The sequence below is a fragment of the Sorangium sp. So ce1335 genome (assembly GCF_051521615.1).
GTDB lineage: Bacteria > Myxococcota_A > Polyangia > Polyangiales > Polyangiaceae > Sorangium.
Map to the genome: position 1 here is coordinate 9,936,112 of NZ_CP150363.1, position 19,332 is coordinate 9,955,443.

Here is a 19,332-nt window from a genome sequence, read left to right on the forward strand (position 1 = left end):
CAGCGCCGCCCGCCTCCGCCTGCCTGCCAGCGCCGCCCGCCTGCCTGCCAGCTCCGGCGCGCCCCGGCCCTCTCCAGCGAGCGGACGGGGGTCGCGCCGCGAACACCGCCTTGACAACGCGCGGAGGTTTCGCACTTGCTATCCGTTCAGGGGAGGGCACCGCCCCTGGGCCGGCGACCTCGTGCAGATCCTAGAGCTCCACCTCCTCGCGTTCGGTCCCTTCACGGATCTCCGGCTGGACTTCTCCGCCCCGTCGCCGGGCCTCCACGTCATCCACGGCCCGAACGAGGCCGGCAAGAGCACGGCGCTCCGCGCGATCCGCGGCCTGCTCTACGGCATCCCGCACATCACCCCGGACGCCCACCTCCACCACAACACCGATCTGCGCGTCGGCGGCCGGCTCGCGGGCCGGGGCGACGCGGCGCTCGCGCTCGTCCGCCGCAAGGGCCGCGTCAAGACGCTCCGCGACCCCGACGACAACCCGCTCGACGACGGCGCGCTCGCGCCGCTGCTCGGCGGCGTCACCGAGGACCTGTTCCGCACCTCGTTCGGCCTGGATCACGACACGCTCCGGCAGGGCGCCGAGGCGCTGCTCCAGGGCAAGGGCGACGTCGGCCAGAGCCTGTTCGGCGCGGGCCTCGGCGGGCCGGGGCTGCAGCAGCTCCTCACGACGCTGCGCCAGGAGGCGGACGAGATCTTCACGCCCCAGGCGAGGACCCGCCCGCTCAACGAGGCGATCAAGGCGTTCGAGGAGGCGCGGAGCCGGGCGAAGAGCGCCGCGCGGCCGCCCGCGGACTGGACGCGGAAGCGGCAGGAGATCGACGACGCCCGGGCCGAGCAGGAGCGCGTCGACGCCGAGCTGCGCGCGCTCCGCGCGACCGACAAGCGCCTGCGGCGCGCGCTCCGCGTGCTCCCGCTGCTCGAGGCGCGGCGCGCGATCCTCGGCCGGCGCGCCGGCCTCGGCGACGTCGTCCTCTTGCCCGAGGGCGCGGCGCGCGACCGCGAGGACGCGCAGGACCGCGCCGCCGACGCCGACGCCCAGGCCGCGCGGCTGCGCGCCGACATCGCGGAGCTCGAGGCCCGCCACGCCGCGCTCCACGTCCCCGCGTCGCTCGCCGAGCTCGATCCGGGCGTGATCGACGGCCTCGTGACCCGGCTCGGGAGCCACCGCAAGGCCGCCGTCGACCTGCCGCGCGTCCGGGCGGAGCTCCACGGTCTGGAGGAGGAGGCGCGCGCGATCCTGCGGCGCCTCGGGCGCGACGCCTCGCTCGCGGGCGGCGCCGAGCCCGAGCGGCTCGAGGCGATGCGCGTCGACGTCGCGACCGAGGCGCGCATCAAGAAGCTCGCCCGCGAGCGCGGCGCCGTCGAGGCCAAGCCGCGCGAGGTCGAGCGGCTGCTCGCGGCGCACCGCGCCCGGCGCGACGCCTGCGCGCGCCGGCTGGCCGAGCTGCCGCCGGGCGAGGACCCGGCCCCGCTGCGGGGCGCGCTCTCGCGCGCGCAGAAGCAGGGCGACCTCGAGCAGCGCCTTCGTGAGGCCACCGCCGCCGCGGGGCGGCTCGCCCGCGAGGCCGACGCGCAGCGCGACCGGCTCGGCCTCGGCGCGGCCGGCGCGGCCGGCGCGGCGACCGGCTCCCCGGCGCCGCAGCCGCTCTCCGCCGCGGAGGCGAGCGCCCTGCCCGTCCCGCTGCCCGAGACGGTCGACAAGGTGGCCGCGCAGTGGGCCGCGCTCGCCCGCGACCGGGAGCGGCTCGCCGAGCGCGCCGCCGAGGTCGAGGCGCGCCTGCGCGAGAGCGCCCGCGAGATCGACGCCCTCCAGCGCGCCGGCGCCGTGCCCACCGAGGCCGACCTCGCCGAGGCGCGCGAGCGCCGCGACGCCGCCTTCAAGGCGCTCCTGCGCGCCCTCCAGTCGAAGGGCAGCGCCCGCGCCGCGGCGGCGGCCATCCACACCGCCTCGCTCTTCGACCTCGGCAAGGACGCGCCCGCCTCCGCCGGCGCGGGGCGGCGGCCGTCGCTCGCCGCGCCGGGCGAGCCGCCCGCGGCCGCGCGCGGCAAGGCCGACGAGTACGCCGAGCTCGTGCGCGTCGCCGACACCCTCGCCGACCGCCTGCGCCGCGAGGCCGACCGGGTCGCGCGCCTCGCGCGGCTGCTCGCCGACAAGGCGCGGGCCGAGGCGGACCAGGCGCAGCTCGCCGCCGAGCGCGCCGCGCTCGCGCGCCGCGCCGAGGAGGCCGAGGCCGCGTGGCTCGATCTGTGGCGCCCCGCGGGGGTCACGCCGCGCTCGCCCGAGGAGATGCGCGGCTGGCTCGGCCGCTACGCGGGCCTGACCGCCACGGTCGACCGCCTGCGCGCCGCGGAGGCCGAGGCCGAGGCGCTGCGGGCGCGGATGCAGGCGCACGCGGCCGAGCTCCACGCGGCCCTCCAGGGCGCGCGCGCCGGGTCGGCCGACGCGCGCGGCGGCCTCGCCCTCGCCGACGCGCGCGGCGGCGTCGCCCTCGCCGGCGCGCCCGACGGCGCGGCGGCGCGCCTGCCGGCGCTCGTCGAGGCGGCGGAGCAGGAGCTCGCGGCCATCGAGCTGGCCGCCCGCGAGCGCCGCGAGCTCGTCCGCGAGCGCAAGGAGCTCGAGCGCGAGCTCGAGGACCTCGAGCGCGAGCGGGCCGAGCACGCGCGCGCGCTCGAGGCGTGGCGGGCCGAGTGGGAGGACAGCGTGCGGCAGCTCGGACTGCCCGGCGACGCCTCCACGGACGAGGCGACGGCGATCCTCGACGAGCTCGGCGCGCTGTTCCGCAAGGCGGACAGCGCGGCCCACGAGCGCCGGCGCGTGCGCGGGATGGAGCGCGACGCCCTCTCGTTCGCGGCGGACGTCGCGGAGCTCGCGTCCCGGCACGCGCCGGACCTCGCCGCGCTGCCGGCGGATCAGGCCGCCGATCAGCTCATCAAGCGCCACCACAAGGCGCGCGCCGACCTCCGCGAGCGCGGCGAGATCGCGCGCAGCCTCGCCGACAAGCGCCGCGAGCTCGACCAGCAGGAGGCTCGCCGCGCCGCCGCCGAGGCGCGCCTCGCGAAGCTCCTCGAGGCGGCGGGCGTCGCGCGCACGGCCGACGCCGCGGCCGATCTCGCGGCGCTCTCGCTGGCGGAGGAGCGCTCGCGCGAGGCGCGCCGCCTCGACCGCGAGCTCGTCGAGAACGAGGGCAAGCTGCTCGAGGCGGGCGAGGGCGCGGGCATCGCCGCGCTGGAGCAGGAGACGGCGGGGGTGGAGCGGGACGCGCTCGCGCTGGAGCTCGACCGGACGGAGGGGCGCCTCGCCGCGCTCGAGGACGAGCGGCGCCGCATCGACAGGGCGATCGGGAGCCTCGAGCAGGAGCGCGAGCACCTCCGCGCGACGGTGGGCGCCGCGGAGGCCGCGGTGGAGGCGCAGATCTGCCTGTCGCACCTGCGCGGCGAGGTGCGCCGCTACGTGCGGGCGCGCCTGGCCGCGGTGCTGCTCGAGCGCGAGATCGAGCGGTACCGCGAGCGCAACCAGGGCCCGATCCTCGCGCGCGCGAGCGCGCTCTTCCACCGCCTGACGCTCGGCGCCTTCGCGGGCCTGCGGGTCGGCTACGACGAGAGCGAGCAGGCCGTCCTCCGCTGCGTCCGCGCGGCCCCGGCCGCCGCCGCGGCTTTGCCGGCGCCGTCGCCGCCGCCGGAGGGCGCCGCGGCGGAGCCCGCGAAGGCCGCGGCGGAGCCCGCGAAGGCGCCCGTGCAGCGCGAGGTGGAGGTGAGCGGCCTGAGCGACGGCACGCGCGACCAGCTCTACCTCGCGCTGCGGCTCGCGAGCCTCGAGCACCACGCCCGTACGGCCGAGCCGATGCCGCTCATCCTGGACGACCTGCTGATCCACTTCGACGACGACCGCGCCCGCGCGGCGCTCGCGGTGCTCGGCGAGCTGACGGCGACGACGCAGGTGCTGTTCTTCACGCACCACGCGCGGCTCTGCGAGCTCGCGCGCGAGGCGGTGCCGGCCGACGTGCTCCGCGAGCACCGGCTGCGGTGAGGGCGCCTCTCGGATCGGTGCGCCGGCGATAGCTGCCTGCACGGGTCCGGCGCGAGCCACCGAGATCGAGGAGCGCCTTGGTGGCCAATCGCTCGGGCCCTCGAGAAAATCAGTCCGCCGAATGTTCCCGTCGGTCTCGTGAACGAAAAATCGCCTCCCGGGAACCGCCGAGGGGGGTCCCGGGAACCGCCGAGGGGGGTCCCGGGAACCGCCGAGGGGGGTCCCGAGAACCGCCGAGGGGGGTCCCGAGAACCGCCGAGGGGGGTCCCGAGAGGCGGTGTCCGGAATAGGCACCTTGCGAGATCGAGTGTCCGGAACCTGAAAATGCAGTGTCCGGAATGCTGATATCTGTTGTGACCTCGTGATCGGTTCGTAGGCTTCCGCTGGAATCAGTGCGGGGCGCGACGCCTGCCAGCGTCCGCCCCGCGTGGCCGAACCCCGTACCCGAGGTCCGACATGAAGGTTGTACCGATCCGCGGCCGCGGAGCGCAAGGCGAAGATCCGCCCGGCGTCCGCCCCCGTTCCACCCTGGCCGTCGAAGGCGAGGAGGCGCAGCGGCTCCGCGCCGCGCTGCGTTCCCTGCGCGCGATGGCTGGCTCAACGCGATGCCTGGCCGAGATGCTCGGTCTGCGCGAAGAGCACGTCCAGAAGGTCATCGGCGGCAAGCGCGCCTCGTATGGCGTCGCGGTGCGCGCCGCGAAGCTGGCCGGGACCAGCGTCGATCGCCTGCTCGGCAGGCCGACCGCGGTCAACTGCTGCCCCGTCTGGGGGAGGTCTGGATGAGGCGCCCGCGGAAGGGGGCCAAGCGCCCGCCTGCCGCACGACATCCCCGGAAGAAGCCGAGCATCGAGGCGATCATGGCGGAGCGCTCGGTCATCATGGCCGTCATCGTCGCGAGCGGCGTCCCCGCGCGCGACCGCGCCGACGTCTTCCAGAACGTCGTCATGGGCGCGTGGTCCTCGGTCGAGCGCGGCATGTACCGGCCCGACCCGGACGAGGACCCGCGCAAGGCGCTCCAGGGCTGGCTATTCGGCGTCACTTGGCGGAAGGTGTCGCACTACGTGACCTCCGCGTGGGCGCGTCGCGCCGTGCTCCATCCTGAGCCGCTCGGTCTGCTGCGCGATCCGGCCGGCCCGAGCCTGCACGCGCAGATTGAAGCGCGCGAGGTGCTGGAGGCGCTCGCCGAGCTGAAGCCCTGGCTGCTGGAGGCGTTGCTCATCGTCGACGCGCCGGAAACCATCGCCGAGTACGCTCGGCAGCGCGGCCTCAACCCGCACACCGTGGCGTCCCGCCTGCGCATCGCCAGGGAGAGGCTTGGGCTGCTGCTCCGGAGGAGCCGATGAGCCGCCGCGAGCCCACGCAGCCCCAGGTCGACAGGCGCCTCCGCGTCACGGTCCCGGGCCGTCCTGTCAGCAGGAACGTCTCGCACGAGGAGATCGAGCGCTACCTGCGCGCGAAGGGGTACAAGCCGCTCTACTCGGTTGCGGCGGACTGGCCGAGGCACGTGCAGGGCGCGTGGGAGGCGCCGCGCGTCCTTCCGGTTGGCGAGAGCAGCTACTACATCCCGCCGCTCGCCTGGCGCACCGTCGTCCCCTCACCCAGGCGCCGCACCGTCCCCATGGCCAAGGTCATCGCGAAGAACGAAGGGCGCGCCCCGAGCGCCGTCCTGCGGGAGATCGCCGTGCTCGCGTTGGTGGCGGGGAACGGCGGGTAGGCGCGCCGGTCCGGGTGTGCCCCAGCATTCTCTCCGCTGCGGGGCTGACCTCTTCCCAACCTAGCCGTCTACCCAGAGACTCTCTGGGCACGAGGCCATCACAAGAAATCCCCAAGCATCAACTTGGCATTTTCGACGTGCTCGTCCCTGATCAAGTTCGACAGCAAAAGCTGCTTCAGCAGAGGCTTAAGCTCGTCAAGCGTAAAATCACGAACATCGTATGCGTGCCTATACCTACCCTCGATAAGCTTACGTGCAAGCGCTTGCCTAACTTGCACGTTTGCGGTATCTAGCCCACGATGCGTATGATCGTACGCTGGCACGATATGCTGCGCGTCTTCGTTTGCAACGAGCTTCGGATCTACCTGGGTTCTCTTGAACGACAATATCCACACTTGGCCAGGGGGGCTGGCGCTGCGTGACCCCATCATCAAGAACAGAAGCAGCGCGATAGCCTGCAGCTCTAATGTCGCATCAGGACTGAGCTTGGACAGAAGGGCCGAGGCAACGTTCCCAAGGCTACGCCCCATGCTGCCCACACGGAAAGCAAGCCTCATTGCCACCATTGGGCTTATTGGCTTGTCTACCACATAGGCCCATGCCGATTTCTTATCTTCCTTTTCCCTGGGCTTCAAATCTGAAGCACACTTCAAATAATCCGGCTTGTCTATCCAGGAGCCACGACCCCCAATACGTATCGCGAGCCACTCTTCCACGATAGATCCGGTTCATCAAAGAGATGCCACACGCAAGAAAGCCTTCGCTGCGCGGCGCACACGCTCCGAGCCTCCAGAGGACAACAGTGTCATCAACGGGCGAAGCTCGCCCTTTCGATACCGTCGCAGGTGAGTAGATGCAGCAATTGCCGCCACTTGCAGATGCTCATCACCACTGGAGCACATATACTTGACGAGCTCGACGACCATCGGCTCAAACAAAGCAACTTTTGCTCCGGCGAGCGCATCAATGGCGAGAGCTCGTTGGTCTGCATCGCACGGGATGCCTAATTGCCCGCGAACCAATGCATCAAGCTCAGCAGCTAACGACTCGTCATGGTATGCCCGAAGGCGAGACTGTATTTGGGCTCTTGCGGAGTCAATCGCATCCACATCATGAGCTTCGACAAGCGCAGCCACATACGGACTAATAGAGACCCGACGAACCATCCTGAGCGGAGTCGTGGCCGTTCTGTCAGGATTGGCGCCGGTTTCGATCTCGATGCGTAGAGGGGACGTCTCCACACGAACCGGAGCTCGCTCGGTCCACAGAGCAACAGTAACATCACTGAGAGATGCGTCGGTAGCGTTGTTCATGCCTTCACCCGCTGAAGACCATAGAGACCAGTCACCAGTTCCAGCGATGCGTTCAGTGACGCCATTACGTTACCTTCAATCACGTCAGCCGCCACATTCGCCATCGACGTCTGATAATGGTGATTTAAGTCAATCCGCACCGGACCATTCGTAGACTTCGCCATGCTGAGATTGATCACACGCCGCTCTTGGGCTATCTTGCGCACAATGGTGACGGTATCCACACTGCCGCCCAGCTTAATGATCCGCTCTCTGTCTTCGAGCTCAAATAGTTGAGCTATCTGCTCAGACGGTTCGTCAACATCGAAGCCGAAATTGATGCCCACAGCATGAACAGGCGTCTCACGAAGACGCCTGAGCAGGCGCACTGGCACGACCTCAAGCTGAGATAACGCAGCATCGCTCAGAGACGACAGGTGAACCTGTGCCCTGCTTGGGAGCACCAAAAGCTTTATTTCATCTGTAATGAACTGGGTTGCGAGTCCTTGCTCGTTGAACAACAACTCTACTCTTGGCGAGGCTCCGTCGAGCAAGACCGCTTGGACCCACTCAAGGGTAAAGATCGCCTGGTTCCAAGCTCCTGCAATCACCACAGAGCAGCGTTCGACAACTTGCTTCATGGTCGTGTTCCGGCTGAGCTGTTGTGCAGCGTTGTATCGACGCCGAGTCCCCAAACCCCGGCAGATCCCGCGATCGCTTTCGCTTCGGCATCATGGTTGAGGACCGCGCGATGCGATGCGCCAACGAGTACCATGTGGCTACGTGCCGGACCGAGCTTCACGGTGTGCCTCCAGTGAGACATAGGCCGCTAGCCAGCGAACTGCAAGACTGCTAAGCCAGTAAAATTCCGAGAATCACGCCTACGTTGACTTAGAAACTGCACAATTTACTTATTTATCACGAATGTACAAGGTAATCTACGCGAGCCCGTAGACTAAAACACTGGCAGCTAAAAATTTCCGTCCATGATGAAATTTGGCCGGGTTCGTTTCGCAGTGACACAGGGAGCGGCGGCGGTTGGCGGGTCCGTCCACTGACAACGGAATTTGACTAAATAAATAAACAAGTAAATTTTGGATGTAGCACTTGATGCAGCCGGTTATTCCGGCCCGCCGAACAAGCTCAGCTGCACCATCCTACGCGGCCCTGGCGCGGGCGGCGGCTCTGACGGCGGGGGCTCCGGGTCAGGCTCACGCTCAGCCGTGACGGACGCCGTGACGGACGCCACGGGCGGCGGCCGCGGCGTGACGGGGGCCGACGGCGCGGCCTTGCCGCCCGACACCAGCCGGAGCCACCCCTTCCCGTCCGGGAGCGCCCGCGCTGGCCCCGTCGCCTCGCCGGGGCGTGGCTGGAGCTTGAGCGGTTGCGGCGCGGGCGGCGGCGTCTCCTCCTCGCCAAGAGCGGCCTCGACGAGCTCGGCCATGGTCCACGGGCGCTCGGCCAAACCCGCCGCGACGGCCGGCGTGGTGCCGAGCGTGCCGTGCACGCGGACCCAGTTGTAGGCGGCGATCCCCAGGCCGACCGCGGCGCGGTGCCCGCGCAACGTCTTCGAGAACGCCAAGCAGAGGCGCCGCGTCCGGCCGACCGTGTGGCGCGTCTGGAGGTTGAAGCGCTCGACGTAGGACGTCGAGAGGAGCTCGTCCTTGGGCGCGCCGAAGACCGGCGTCTTGGTGATGAAGGGGTCGCGCGGCGGCTCGTACCTGTGATCGTCGCGCCGGGGTTTGCGGCCATAGTGTTTCACGCATTGGCCGTAATTGTAGACGGCCACCCCGATCCGCAGATTTGTGACCCTCGCGTCGTTACGCCTGGGGCGAGCGCCGGCGGCCGGGAAGTTCGCCAGCGCGAGGGGCGGCGGTAGAGATCGCGCCCAAGCAGCGCGCCGAAAAGACGAAGGCCCTGGGTAGCGACCAGGGCCTTCCGGGGATCGGCGACAGACCGATGTTCGGCCTGTCTCGCACGACCCAGCCGCCGAGGGCAACTTCTCGGCGCGCTCGTCCGGGGACTCGTGCAAGGCAGCTTCCGGCTCGCCCGTTGTGGGCTCTGCGCCGCCATCTTCTTCGTCTGCGGGCGGTGTGATCGAGGGCAGATGTACTGCGGCAGCGGTTGCCGCGACGCGGCTCGCCAGCGGGCCCAGCGCGCGGCGCGGCTGCGGCACCAGCGCTCCCCCGAGGGGCGCCTCGATCACCGCGATCACCAGCGTGCCTACCGCGCCCGACAAGGCCGGCGCGTGATGGATACGGGTTCCGATAACTTGCCCCCGTCCGCCAGCGTGTGCCCGCGGGCCGGCGCGCCGACGTCGAGGGACGACGTGGCCGTCGCCGGCCCGCAGGAGTCGAGGGATGGACGAGCTGGTGATGACGATCTCCGCGACGCCGCGGGAGACGCGGGTGTTGCTGACGCAGGGGCCCGACGAGGTGATGAAGGCCCGGCTGCGGTCGGTGGCCACGCCGGCGCATCGGTTCGCCGGACCCATGCTGTGCGAGTCGATGGCGCTCTGGCACGATCAGAGGGTCCGCGCTGTCGTTTCTGCGGAGTCCGAGGACGTCTTGTTCGCCCTGGGTTTGTGCGACGGCCTCGGCGTCGCGCGCGCGACGCTTCACTACGTTGTCGAGCCTCTGTTCATGGACGCCCCGCCCCGCCGTGGTCAACGGCTGCCGGGGATCGGTAACTTCCGTGGCGAGCATCGCCTTCGCAGGAGCCTCGGTCGATGACGATCGACCAGGCCAAGGAGGCGGAGATCCGCCGCCTGCACTTCGCCGAGCACTGGAAGGTCGGCACCATCGCGACGCAGCTCGGTCTGCACCACGACACCGTCGAGCGCGTGCTCGGCCTCGGCAAGGGGGCGCGCTCGCTGCCCATCGTTCGCGACGCGGAGGCCGCGATGAGCGAGGTGCCTTTGCCGCTGCGCGGCTACGAGGCCTTCGTCATCGAGACGCTGACGCAGTATCCCCGGCTCCGCGCCACGCGCCTGTACGACATGCTGGTGGAGCGCGGCTACGAGGGCAGCATCCGCACGGTGCGACGGCATGTCCGGCTCGTGCGCCCGGCGCCTCAGAGCGAGGCCTTCCTCCGCGTCGAGCCGCTCATCGCCGAGCAGGCCCAGATCGACTGGGCCTATATCGGCAAGCTGTGCGTCGCGGGAGGCACGCGTCAGCTCTGGGCCTTCGTCATGGTCCTGTCGTACTCGCGCGCGATCTGGGGCGAGCTCGTGCTCGATCTGTCCGCGAGCTCGCTCCGCCGCTCGCTCGTGCGCGCGTGCTGCTACTTCGGCGGCGCGACCAGACAGTGGCTCTTCGACAACCCCAAGACCGTTGTCATCGAGCGCCACGGCGACGCGGTGCGCTTCCACCCGGACCTGCTCTCGCTCGCCGGGCAGCTCTGCGTCGCGCCGCGGCTCTGCGCCGTGCGCAAGCCGCAGCACAAGGGCAAGGTTGAGCGAGCGATCCGCTTCCTGCGCGACCGCTTCTTCGCCGCGCGGACGATTCGTGACCTCGATCAGGGCAACGCCGAGCTGCTCGCCTTCCTCGACGAGATCGCCAACGTGCGCCCGCACCCGCGGTGGCCTGAGCGGCGCGTCGACCAGGTGCTCGCGGAGGAAAGGACGCGGCTGCTCGCGCTGCCCGACCCGCTGCCGGAGACCGACCTCGTCGAGCCCGTGTCCGTCGACAAGACCGCCTTCGTGCACTTCGACGGAAACCGCTATTCGGCGCCGTCGATCCACCACGGCAAGACGCTGACGCTCGTCGCCAGTGACAGGACCGTGCGGCTCTCGGACGGCAGCACCGAGGTAGCGCGGCACGCGCGCTGCTGGGGACGACGCCAGATCATCGAGGCGCCCGAGCATCGTGCCGAGCTGCTCGACCACAAGCGCGCCGCGCGCGAGGCCAAGGGGCGAGATCGGCTCGGCGCCGCGATCCCCGGCTTCGAGATCCTGCAAGCGCGCTGGGTCGAGGCCGGTCGCAACGTCGGCTTCATGACCGCCAAGGCCCTGCGCCTTCTCGACCTGTACGGCGTCGAGATCCTGGGCGCTGCGGCGCGCGAGGCCATCGCCCGCGGCACCCACGATCCCGGCGCCCTCGCCGTGCTCTGCGAGGAGCGCCGCCGCGCCGCCGACGGCCCCGTCCCCATCGACATCGATCTCGGAGCCCACGTCCCCGATCGCGACGTGATCCCCCACGACCTGGAGTCCTACGATGCCCAACGATGACGTCGCCGAGCTGATTCGCTCTCTCGGCGTACGCGTGTCGCGCGAGGCGCTGCTCGCGCTCATCGCGCACGCCACCACGGCGCGCCTGTCGCCGGTGCAGACCTTCGAGGAGCTCGCCGCCATCGCCCGCCGCGAGCGCGCGGAGCGCAACCTCGCCGCGCGCGCCAAGGCGGCGACCCTCGGCGCCTTCAAGCCCCTTGAACGCTTCGACTGGAACCACCCGCGCACGATCCAGCGTGAGCTCGTCGAGGAGCTGATGACCCTCGACTTCATCGCCAAGGGGCACAACGTCCTGCTCCGAGGTCCGAGCGGCGTCGGCAAGACCATGCTCGCCCAGAACCTCGGCATGCTCGCGCTCCAGCGCGGCTACACCGTGCGCTTCACGACGCTGTCGGCCGCGCTCGCCGATCTGCTCAAGCAGGAGTCGCTGCCGGCCCTGGAGCGGCGGCTGCGGAAATACACGGCCCCGTCGCTGCTGATCCTGGACGAGATCGGCTACCTGCCGTGCAGCCGTCAGTCCGCCGACCTGCTCTACAACATCATCAGCCGCAGGCACGAGAGCCGCTCGCTCGTGCTGACGACGAACTTGCCATTCAAGCAGTGGAGCACGGTGTTTCCAGGCGCGGCGTGCGTCTCGGCGCTGATCGACCGCTTCGTCCAGCACTGCCACATCCTCGACATCGATGCCGACTCGTGGCGGCAGAAGGAGTCGCTGGCCATGAGCGAGGCGCGCTCCAGGCCGAGGGCGGAGGCCGCAGAGCCGCCTGCGCCCGCGGCAACGAAGCGGCGCTGACCCGGGCGAGATCGGGTCAGATTTCCGCGGCGCCCAGGGTGAGATTCCCGCGGGCGCCGCGGTCATTTCTCTGCGGACGCGAGGGTCACGTTTCCGCGGATTGTCGCGGTCAGATTCCTGCGGATTTTCGAGGCCATCTACAGCCGTAATCGGCCGACCCGCGGAAGTTCGCGGCCATCGCGGCGATGTAAGGCTGCCAGCCGTCGCTCGTGACGTGCGGAACAACCGTGAGCCTGCCGCGAAGGTCCTTGATGAACGCCTCGGTGTTCTCCTCGTCGCGCTTGCCGCAGTGGAACGAGATCGCCAGCTTGGTGTTCGCGTCCAGCGCGACGTAGAGATAGGCGTCGCCGTGCTCGGCTGGATCCTTCGCGGTCACGCGGGCCTGTTTCTTCTGCACAAAGCTCCACATTTCGTCCATCTGGACCACATGCGCCGCAAGGTTGCGCGCCTTACGGTTGTGGAGCCGGATGCAGCCCTCTCCGAGGCGCAGCGCCAGGGCCATGACGGTTCCCTTGTCGACGCCGACCATGCGCGCGGCGGCGCGAATCGAGTTGCCTTCTACCAGGGCGGACGCGATGCGGACGCGCGCGTCCATCGGAAGCGGTGCGGGCATGCCGGGCCTTGCCTCTCTCTCCGGGCCGGCCCATGATGCGGCTGCGACGCGCGCTCTGTGGGCCACCACCGGGTGTGTTGCAGCCCGCCCGTAGTTACCAGCTACGGGCGGGCGCTTTCGTTAAGGCCCTTAGTCTACCACTTGAGCGAGCGGCGGCCCGCTCTTGCTGAGCCTGGTCGGACAGTGGATGTCCTAGCCAGCGTGCGCTTTACAGCCCGTTTAGGGCTCTTTCGCGCCGTGACGCGCGACCGCTGACGGGGCGCGCGCGGCCCGTGGTAGCCTCACGGCATGCGCGCGCGGCTCATCCTGGAGAACGTCGGACCGATCAGCGGATGCTTCGCGTACGTCATCATGGCTGCATGCTCGACGTCGGAGCCTGCGGAGGCCCCCGACGTGTCCGACGTCGTAGGCGCAGCGGGTCAGGTCTCCTCGGCGTCTTCGAGTGGTGGCGGATCCATGGACGTTAGCGGTCACGGTGGAAGCGCCACAGCAACGGGGGGTGCAGGCAGCGGCGGCATGGGTGGCGATCCTGGCCCAGATGTCGCATGCGCCACTGGGCTAGAGCCTGCTGTCGGAGCGGCGTTTTCTATAGTAATTGAGTGTCCAGACCCTGAATCCAAGCCAGCGTGTTCATATACGCATGCCGAGCGCGAGTTCTCCTACTGCATAGGCCGCTGGCCGTACGGCGACTGCGTGGCCGTCAACCAGATCGGGGATCGCTGTCCAATCGACGGGCTGGTGGCCAAGTGTGTAATTGCGGCACATCCCATCATCGGAACGACTGTCGACGGAACACAGGAGGTATGGTTTTATACCACCGCGGATGGAGCGGCGGCGTATTGCGACCATCATGACGGGACCATGGTGTACCCGTGAATGCGCCTCGCGCCCAGCCGTCGCCAGCGCTTCAGATTCGCTTCAGTAGATGAGGGTGTCCGGAATGCGCCGCGCGAGTGTACGGAACGCGGACGGCGCCGATGTGGTTCCGGACATCACCTCCCGAGAACCGCCGAAGGGGTCCCGAGTACGAACATCCGGCTCTCGAGAACCGCGCGCGGGGTCTCGAGAACCCCTCGACCCCGCCGCGCGACCTCCGGACCCCTCGATCGCGATCCCGGGAGCCGCATCTCCGGAGGCGCGACCTGAACGAGCGCCCGGTCGAACGTCGATCTCGTACCGCGGACCGGAAAACCCGATTCCCGGACCCGACGCGCGGTTCTCCCGAGCCTCCGCGCGCACCGCCCATCCAGCCGCACGGGCCAAGCGCCTCCCGCGGCCTCGCCTTCCTGCTGGAGGGCTCGCCAGCAGGACGCCCGGCGCCTCGCTCCGGACACGGCCCGGTGCACCCCTTGCCAGTTCGCAGCCTCATGGGGCCACCTGACGGCGTTTTTCGCAGGGTCATGGGGCCACCCCAATCGCAGGAGGATGGGGCCACCCGCGCGGGGGCGTGACCCGGTTTTCGCAGGGTCATGGGGCCAGCTTCCGAGGTTTTTCGCAGCCTCATGGGGCCAGCTCGGGACGCCGCGGTCGGGATCTGAGACGGGCTCCTTCCGACGACGGCGCGGGTCGCCGTCGGAAGGAGGCCGATGCCCTACCGAGAGCTGATCATGGTTGACATCAAGGAAATGCTCCGCCGTCGTGCGGCGGGGCAGAGCGCGCGTCATGTGGCGCGCGAGACGGGGTTCGATCGCAAGACGGTCGGCAGGTACTTCGAGGCCGCAGCGACCCTGCCACTGCCACGCGACCGCGAGCCGACGGACGAGGAGGTTCACGCGATCGCCCAGCGCGTGCAGGCGCGCCCGGTGCCTGATGCGAGCGATGAGTGGAGGCAGGTCGACGCGCATCGAGCACGTATCGAGGCCTGGCTAGCCCAATCTCGCCCGCTGAAGCTGCGGAAGATCCACACGCTGCTCACGCGCGACTACGGCGTCACCGCGAGCTACGACACGCTCTGGCGTTTCGCCAGGGAGGAGCTCGCGTGGCGCAAGAAGATGCCGACGGTTCGCGTCGCGGACACCGAGCCCGGCGAGGTCGCGCAGATCGACTTCGGCCTGATGGGTAAGCTGTTCGACCCAGCGACACAGCGGGTTCGTAACCTGTGGGTGCTCGTGGTGACGCTCGCGTACAGCCGCTACCAGTTCGTGTGGCCGTCGTTCGAGCAGACCACCGCGGCGGTGTGCGCAGGCCTGGATGCGGCGTGGAGGTTCTTCGGCGCGATGGCGCGCGTGATCCTCCCGGACAACACGAAGGCCATCGTGCTTCGCGCTGACGAGCTCGCGCCCGTGCTCGTGCCGGCGTTCCTCGACTACACGCAGACGCGCGGGCTGTTCGTGGATGCCGCGCGAGTCAGGTCGCCAAAAGACAAGGCGCGTGTCGAGAATCAGGTCGCGTACGTGCGCGAGAGCTGGTTCGACGGCGAGTCGTTCACCAGCCTCGACGAGGCGCGCGCGTCCGCTGAGCGGTGGTGTCGCGACGTCGCCGGTGCGCGTGTCCACGGCACGACGCGCGAAGTGCCGCGCGAGGTGTTCGAGACGCGCGAGAGGAGCGCCATGAAGCCGGCGCCGACAGCGCCGTTCGACGTACCGCACTGGACTGACGCGAAGGTGCACCCCGACCATCACGTGCAGGTCCTCCGGTCGCTCTACAGCGTGCCGACGCGCTACGTCGGCAGCACGGTGCGCGTTCGCGCCGACAGCGTGTCCGTGAGGATCTACGCCGGCACGCAGCTCGTGAAGGTGCACGCGCGCGTTGCGCCGGGCAAGCGCTCCACCGACCCGAGCGACTACCCCGTGGGCAAGGACATCGCGGCCGAGCGCGATGTGGCTTCGCTCATCGCGAGCGCGAAGAAGTGCGGCGTGCACGTCGGCATCTACGCCGAGCGGCTGCTCGATGTGCCGCTACCGTGGACGCGCATGCGGCTCGTCTATGCGCTGCTGCGGCTGTGCAACAAGTTCGGCAACGGGCGCGTCGAGGCGATCTGCCAGAGCGCGCTCGCGTTCGATGTCGTCGACGTGCAGCGCGTGACGCGCATGCTCGAGACGGCGAAGACGCCCGCGTCACCGCCCACGGATGAGCGCAAGGTCGTTGCGCTCCCCACGCCGCGGTTCGCGCGCAGCACCGAGCACTTCGCGACACGCACGCTGGCGGCTGCCGCGACGAAGGAGGAGGCGTGATGAGCTCGAGCGAAGTCGACCCCGCGCTCGTCACGGCGCTCAAGCGCCTGCGCCTCGGCCGCATCGCAGCGACGTTGCGTGAGCGGCTGCTGCTGGCCGAGAAGCAGTCGATGGGGCACGAGGAGATGTTGCTCATGCTGCTCACCGACGAGATCGCGCGCCGCGAGGCGAGCGCGACGGAGAGCCGCGTACGCGACGCCGGGCTCGATCCCAACATGCGCCTGGAGCTCTGGGACAAGACCGCGAAGGTCAGCTTCGACAAGCGTCTGCTCGGTGGGTTCACGAGCCTGCGCTTCCTCGAAGAGCACAAGCACATCGTCATCCTCGGCTCGGTCGGCGTGGGCAAGACCTTCCTCGCGAACGCGCTCGGACACCTCGCGTGCCAGCACGGCTACAGCGTGCGTTTCCTGCGCGCCGACGCGATGCTGCGCAGGCTGCGCCAGAGCAGGCTCGACAACTCACGCGACGCCGAGATGGTCGCGCTCACGACCGTCGACCTGCTCATCCTCGACGACTTCGCGCTCGAGGCGATGAGCAAGGAAGAGAGCCGCGACGTCTACCAGCTCTTCCTCGAGCGCACGGGTCACGCGTCGATGATCGTCACGAGCAATCGCGACACGGCCGAGTGGCTCGCGATGTTCGACGACGTGCTGCTCGCGCAGAGCGCCGTCGATCGGTTCAAGAACGCGGCGTTCGACTTCATCGTCGAGGGCGAGTCGTACAGGCCACGGCTCAAGCCGAAGCTCGACGAGAGCAACACGGCCGCGCCGGTTCCCGCGCGCAGCAAGCCGCCCAGCCATCCACGCAGCAAACGGCGATGACCGCTGCCGCCCCGGCGAGGACGTCGATCCCGGGGCCGCGCCGCTGACCCCCTCGCTCCACTCGGCGCGCCTCGCCCACCCTCGTCAACGTGACCGTGAGGGGCGCCGGGGGCGGGGTGGACGTTCCTGCTGCTGAGCGTCGCGATCCCTGCGCCGGAGCTCTCAGGGGGCCCGGGTGGCCCCATGACCCTGCGAAAAGAGAGACGTCGCCGGTCGCTGCGCGCCCGGCTCCGGGGACCTCGACACGCTTCGCGGTCTCGGGCATGGTCGAGGCCGATCACGTCGTCTCCCCCTGGCCCCATGACCCTGCGACGGGGTGGCCCCATGACCCTGCGACGTGGCACACCCCTCGCCGCCGCCGTCGACGCCGGCCTCGTCGCCGCTCTTCACCCCGTCCGTGCAGGTGGGGGCCTGGCAGACGCCGCTCCAGCGCACCCCGCTCGTGCTCGTGGATGGTTCGCCGCCGCCCAGCCCTTTGCCAGCCTGGCGCCGCTACGGCGCGGGGAGAAACGGCGGTTGCGATGTTGTCTCAGCGCTCCCCACGCCGTAGCGCCCGACGTCCACCGCGATCGGCACAGCGCTTGACGAACCGAACGTTCGTGAGGCAAGCGACGAGAAGGAGCGCCGGAGAGCATGAAATGGATATTTCGGAGAAGGTGAGGCGCGGCTCGGGGCAGCACACTTGAGCCCGGCACGCCGGTCGCAACAGTGCGGGCATGCGAACAGTCAACACCATCATCGCCGCTCTCATTTGCTGCGCTACCCCTTCATGCAATTGACCCGACCCCCGGATCACACGGCATATCGAACGAGGACACGCTGGAGCCTGGCGAGCCACTCACGGCATTAGAAAGGTGCCGAGATGCGGTAGACGAGGGCGTCGACATCTGGAGTCTCATGTGCGGGGCAGCGACTGGGGTGTTCTTGGCACGTCCGCAAGCAGCTCACTGCCACTCGGAGAGCAACGAAGGGCGAGCCGCGGGTTACAAGAAGTGCCGCTCTGGTTGCCCTACTGCATGCTTCGCACTGTCGACACGATGGGAGCTTTACTGCAACGAGCGCGCGCCCATCCTCATGAGGAGCATCTGCGGACAGGCGCGACAAAAACGGTCAGAAGAAGTGCCTGAGCTCCTGTTGAACCAGGGCGCTTGACCTCGCCGACGATGGCGCTAGCTGGTGGGGCATGCCGGACGTGATCGCGGAACGTACCATCGAGCTGGCACTTCCGAACGGAACGCGAGAGAGCATCCGAGTGCGGCTGTGGGCGCCGGAGTACAGTCCGTTTTTTCGGAGCTGGGTTGCTGACGTGGAGGTCGCAGGAGCGGGGCACAACCACAAGACGCACGGAGTCGGCATCGATGCTTTCCAGGCGCTGTACAGCGCGCTCTACCTGATCCCGGTGATGCTCGACGACTATAGGGAAGATGGCCGGCTCTCGTGGCTTGATGAGGAGTGGCTCGGGTTCCCAGAGTTCAATCTGACTGCGCCGTGACTCCAGTGCGCTGGGATTCGACGCGGCGCCACGCCCTCCTGCTCGATAGGCTTGCCCGAAGGCCGCCCGGCGCCTCACTCCGGACATGGCCCGGCGCCCCCCTCGCTCGCCGCGCGGCACGTTCCTCGACGGGCCACGGACCTGAAAGGGGCGCTCCGGGGCCATGCCTCCGAGCGGCGGCTCCCCGTACCAGAGCGAGCGTGTCGGGAGGAAGCCCTGGCCGCCGCCGGCAGGCCACCTCCCGCCTCACGAAGCGAACAGCCAGGCGATGCTCGCCGCGCCGATCACGAAGAGCGCCGCCGTGAACACCAGGATCGCCGTCCTGTCGGGCCGGTAAGCCCCCCGCTCGATGTCGCTGTACGCGCGCAGGTACCGCACCGCGGCCCACGCGATCATCGCCATCCCGAGCAGGACCATCCCCGCGCCGAGGCCGACGACCTCGCGCAGCACCGACCGCGGCCCGTCCTGCGCCGCCCCGGTCTCCGCCTCGAGGAAGTACAGGCTGAACCGGTTGAGCGTGATCCCGAAGCTGAGGAGCGCGATCGCCGTGCGCACGTAGGCGAGGTGCGTCCGCTCGTTGGCCAGGTGCTCCCGCGCGTAGGCCTCGGTCCGCTTCGCGCGCTCGTCGTCGGCCATGGCGTGACCATGGCGACGGCCCCCCGCGCCCGCAAGCCCGGGCTCAGCCGCGCTTCTTGCCCGAGAGCTCGACCGACGCCGAGTCCACCGACACCGAGGTCGGCGGCCCGAACTTCTTCACCTGGACCGTGACGCAGAGGGCCGGCGTGTCCTCGAGGACGCGCGCGATGATCCGCTCCGCGAGCGTCTCGAGCAGCTTGTACGAGGCGCTCGTCCCCGCCTCGACGACGAGGCTCGCGAGCCGGTCGTAGTCGAACACCCGCGCCCGCGCGTCGGTGCGGGGCAGCAGGGCGACCGGGAGCTCCACCTCCAGGCACACGACGAAGTCCTGGGGCAGATCGCGCTCGGCGCGCGAAACGCCGTGCTTGGCGCGAAAGCGGATGCCGTCGAGGCGGATCCGGTAACTCTGGATCACTGACTCCATCGCCGCCCCCCTAGCACGCCTTCCGGCCGGCATCCGCCGCAAGGAGGCGGCGCCGCCAGCTCGCCCGCTCGCGGCGGCGTTCCCGGGCCCCACGACCGCGCGCCTCCGGCGCTCCC

The 19,332-nt window shown here is 69.7% G+C and carries 16 protein-coding genes and 1 pseudogene; 10 read left to right on the forward strand and 7 right to left on the reverse strand.

Annotated elements, in window-relative coordinates; genetic code table 11:
* Positions 1–181: 181 nt before the first annotated feature.
* The 4 genes from WMF24_RS37100 to WMF24_RS37115 all read left to right on the forward strand — a co-directional run bounded on the left by WMF24_RS37100 (position 182) and on the right by WMF24_RS37115 (position 5,744).
* Complete coding sequence (locus WMF24_RS37100) at positions 182–4,030, forward strand: AAA family ATPase (protein ID WP_437732182.1); 3,849 nt, start codon at positions 182–184, stop codon at positions 4,028–4,030.
* A 456-nt stretch (positions 4,031–4,486) separates the two neighbouring features.
* Positions 4,487–4,813 carry a transcriptional regulator gene (locus WMF24_RS37105; protein ID WP_437732183.1) on the forward strand — a complete coding sequence of 109 codons (327 nt, stop codon included), beginning with the start codon at positions 4,487–4,489 and terminating at the stop codon, positions 4,811–4,813.
* Between the two features lie 74 nt (positions 4,814–4,887).
* A complete protein-coding gene (locus tag WMF24_RS37110; protein ID WP_437732184.1) occupies positions 4,888–5,373 on the forward strand; it encodes an RNA polymerase sigma factor in 486 nt (161 codons plus the stop codon).
* Entirely contained in the window at positions 5,370–5,744 is a 375-nt protein-coding gene (locus WMF24_RS37115) for a hypothetical protein (RefSeq protein WP_437732185.1), read from the forward strand. Before WMF24_RS37110 ends, WMF24_RS37115 begins: the two co-directional genes overlap by 4 nt.
* Before the next feature lie 98 nt (positions 5,745–5,842).
* Here the strand turns inward: WMF24_RS37115 and WMF24_RS37120 are convergent, their stop codons facing one another.
* The 4 genes and pseudogenes from WMF24_RS37120 to WMF24_RS37135 all read right to left on the reverse strand — a co-directional run.
* On the reverse strand, positions 5,843–6,460 hold the full coding sequence (locus WMF24_RS37120; protein ID WP_437732186.1) for a hypothetical protein: 618 nt from the start codon (positions 6,458–6,460) through the stop codon (positions 5,843–5,845).
* A gap of 15 nt (positions 6,461–6,475) precedes the next feature.
* Positions 6,476–7,057: a hypothetical protein gene (locus tag WMF24_RS37125; protein WP_437732187.1), complete on the reverse strand. Its 582-nt coding sequence runs from the start codon at positions 7,055–7,057 to the stop codon at positions 6,476–6,478.
* A complete protein-coding gene (locus tag WMF24_RS37130; protein ID WP_437732188.1) occupies positions 7,054–7,677 on the reverse strand; it encodes a hypothetical protein in 624 nt (207 codons plus the stop codon). Before WMF24_RS37130 ends, WMF24_RS37125 begins: the two co-directional genes overlap by 4 nt.
* Before the next feature lie 479 nt (positions 7,678–8,156).
* A pseudogene (locus WMF24_RS37135) lies at positions 8,157–8,813 on the reverse strand (IS1 family transposase); the annotation flags it as partial.
* Positions 8,814–9,396: 583 nt separating this feature from the next.
* On the opposite strand from WMF24_RS37135, the gene WMF24_RS37140 reads away from it, so the two are divergent.
* From WMF24_RS37140 to istB, 3 genes are read left to right on the forward strand one after another with little or no spacing between them, the layout of a single operon-like run.
* A complete protein-coding gene (locus WMF24_RS37140; RefSeq protein WP_437730021.1) occupies positions 9,397–9,768 on the forward strand; it encodes a hypothetical protein in 372 nt (123 codons plus the stop codon).
* Complete coding sequence (istA, locus tag WMF24_RS37145) at positions 9,765–11,264, forward strand: IS21 family transposase (protein ID WP_437730020.1); 1,500 nt, start codon at positions 9,765–9,767, stop codon at positions 11,262–11,264. The genes WMF24_RS37140 and istA (WMF24_RS37145) overlap by 4 nt, the downstream gene beginning before the upstream one ends.
* A complete protein-coding gene (istB, locus tag WMF24_RS37150; RefSeq protein ID WP_437730019.1) occupies positions 11,251–12,057 on the forward strand; it encodes an IS21-like element helper ATPase IstB in 807 nt (268 codons plus the stop codon). The genes istA (WMF24_RS37145) and istB overlap by 14 nt, the downstream gene beginning before the upstream one ends.
* A gap of 109 nt (positions 12,058–12,166) precedes the next feature.
* Here istB and WMF24_RS37155 read toward each other — a convergent pair whose 3' ends face one another.
* Positions 12,167–12,670 carry a hypothetical protein gene (locus tag WMF24_RS37155; RefSeq protein WP_437732189.1) on the reverse strand — a complete coding sequence of 168 codons (504 nt, stop codon included), beginning with the start codon at positions 12,668–12,670 and terminating at the stop codon, positions 12,167–12,169.
* Positions 12,671–14,277: 1,607 nt separating this feature from the next.
* Here WMF24_RS37155 and istA (WMF24_RS37160) point away from each other — a divergent pair.
* From istA (WMF24_RS37160) to WMF24_RS37170, 3 genes are all read left to right on the forward strand, one after another.
* A complete protein-coding gene (gene istA, locus WMF24_RS37160) occupies positions 14,278–15,843 on the forward strand; it encodes an IS21 family transposase (protein ID WP_437730881.1) in 1,566 nt (521 codons plus the stop codon).
* Positions 15,843–16,664: an ATP-binding protein gene (locus WMF24_RS37165; RefSeq protein ID WP_437730880.1), complete on the forward strand. Its 822-nt coding sequence runs from the start codon at positions 15,843–15,845 to the stop codon at positions 16,662–16,664. Before istA (WMF24_RS37160) ends, WMF24_RS37165 begins: the two co-directional genes overlap by 1 nt.
* A gap of 1,183 nt (positions 16,665–17,847) precedes the next feature.
* The gene (locus WMF24_RS37170; protein WP_437732190.1) at positions 17,848–18,156 is read left to right on the forward strand and encodes a DUF6968 family protein; all 309 of its coding nucleotides are present in this window, start codon (positions 17,848–17,850) and stop codon (positions 18,154–18,156) included.
* 246 nt (positions 18,157–18,402) lie between these two features.
* Here WMF24_RS37170 and WMF24_RS37175 read toward each other — a convergent pair whose 3' ends face one another.
* Together WMF24_RS37175 and WMF24_RS37180 are read right to left on the reverse strand one after the other, a co-directional pair.
* The gene (locus tag WMF24_RS37175; protein ID WP_437732191.1) at positions 18,403–18,792 is read right to left on the reverse strand and encodes a YidH family protein; all 390 of its coding nucleotides are present in this window, start codon (positions 18,790–18,792) and stop codon (positions 18,403–18,405) included.
* A 43-nt stretch (positions 18,793–18,835) separates the two neighbouring features.
* Entirely contained in the window at positions 18,836–19,216 is a 381-nt protein-coding gene (locus tag WMF24_RS37180; RefSeq protein WP_437732192.1) for a dihydroneopterin aldolase, read from the reverse strand.
* Positions 19,217–19,332: the final 116 nt, after the last annotated feature.

What these genes read in the sequence shown, in the direction of transcription:
- WMF24_RS37140 (WP_437730021.1), top strand. Translation starts at nt 9,397, where the DNA reads ATGGACGAGCTGGTGATGACGATCTCCGCGACGCCGCGGGAGACGCGG.
- WMF24_RS37105 (WP_437732183.1), top strand. Translation starts at nt 4,487, where the DNA reads ATGAAGGTTGTACCGATCCGCGGCCGCGGAGCGCAAGGCGAAGATCCG.
- istA (WP_437730020.1), top strand. Translation starts at nt 9,765, where the DNA reads ATGACGATCGACCAGGCCAAGGAGGCGGAGATCCGCCGCCTGCACTTC.
- istB (WP_437730019.1), top strand. Translation starts at nt 11,251, where the DNA reads ATGCCCAACGATGACGTCGCCGAGCTGATTCGCTCTCTCGGCGTACGC.
- WMF24_RS37115 (WP_437732185.1), top strand. Translation starts at nt 5,370, where the DNA reads ATGAGCCGCCGCGAGCCCACGCAGCCCCAGGTCGACAGGCGCCTCCGC.
- WMF24_RS37125 (WP_437732187.1), bottom strand. Translation starts at nt 7,057, where the DNA reads ATGAACAACGCTACCGACGCATCTCTCAGTGATGTTACTGTTGCTCTG.
- WMF24_RS37130 (WP_437732188.1), bottom strand. Translation starts at nt 7,677, where the DNA reads ATGAAGCAAGTTGTCGAACGCTGCTCTGTGGTGATTGCAGGAGCTTGG.
- WMF24_RS37180 (WP_437732192.1), bottom strand. Translation starts at nt 19,216, where the DNA reads ATGGAGTCAGTGATCCAGAGTTACCGGATCCGCCTCGACGGCATCCGC.
- istA (WP_437730881.1), top strand. Translation starts at nt 14,278, where the DNA reads ATGGTTGACATCAAGGAAATGCTCCGCCGTCGTGCGGCGGGGCAGAGC.
- WMF24_RS37110 (WP_437732184.1), top strand. Translation starts at nt 4,888, where the DNA reads ATGGCGGAGCGCTCGGTCATCATGGCCGTCATCGTCGCGAGCGGCGTC.
- WMF24_RS37155 (WP_437732189.1), bottom strand. Translation starts at nt 12,670, where the DNA reads ATGCCCGCACCGCTTCCGATGGACGCGCGCGTCCGCATCGCGTCCGCC.
- WMF24_RS37170 (WP_437732190.1), top strand. Translation starts at nt 17,848, where the DNA reads ATGCCGGACGTGATCGCGGAACGTACCATCGAGCTGGCACTTCCGAAC.
- WMF24_RS37165 (WP_437730880.1), top strand. Translation starts at nt 15,843, where the DNA reads ATGAGCTCGAGCGAAGTCGACCCCGCGCTCGTCACGGCGCTCAAGCGC.
- WMF24_RS37175 (WP_437732191.1), bottom strand. Translation starts at nt 18,792, where the DNA reads ATGGCCGACGACGAGCGCGCGAAGCGGACCGAGGCCTACGCGCGGGAG.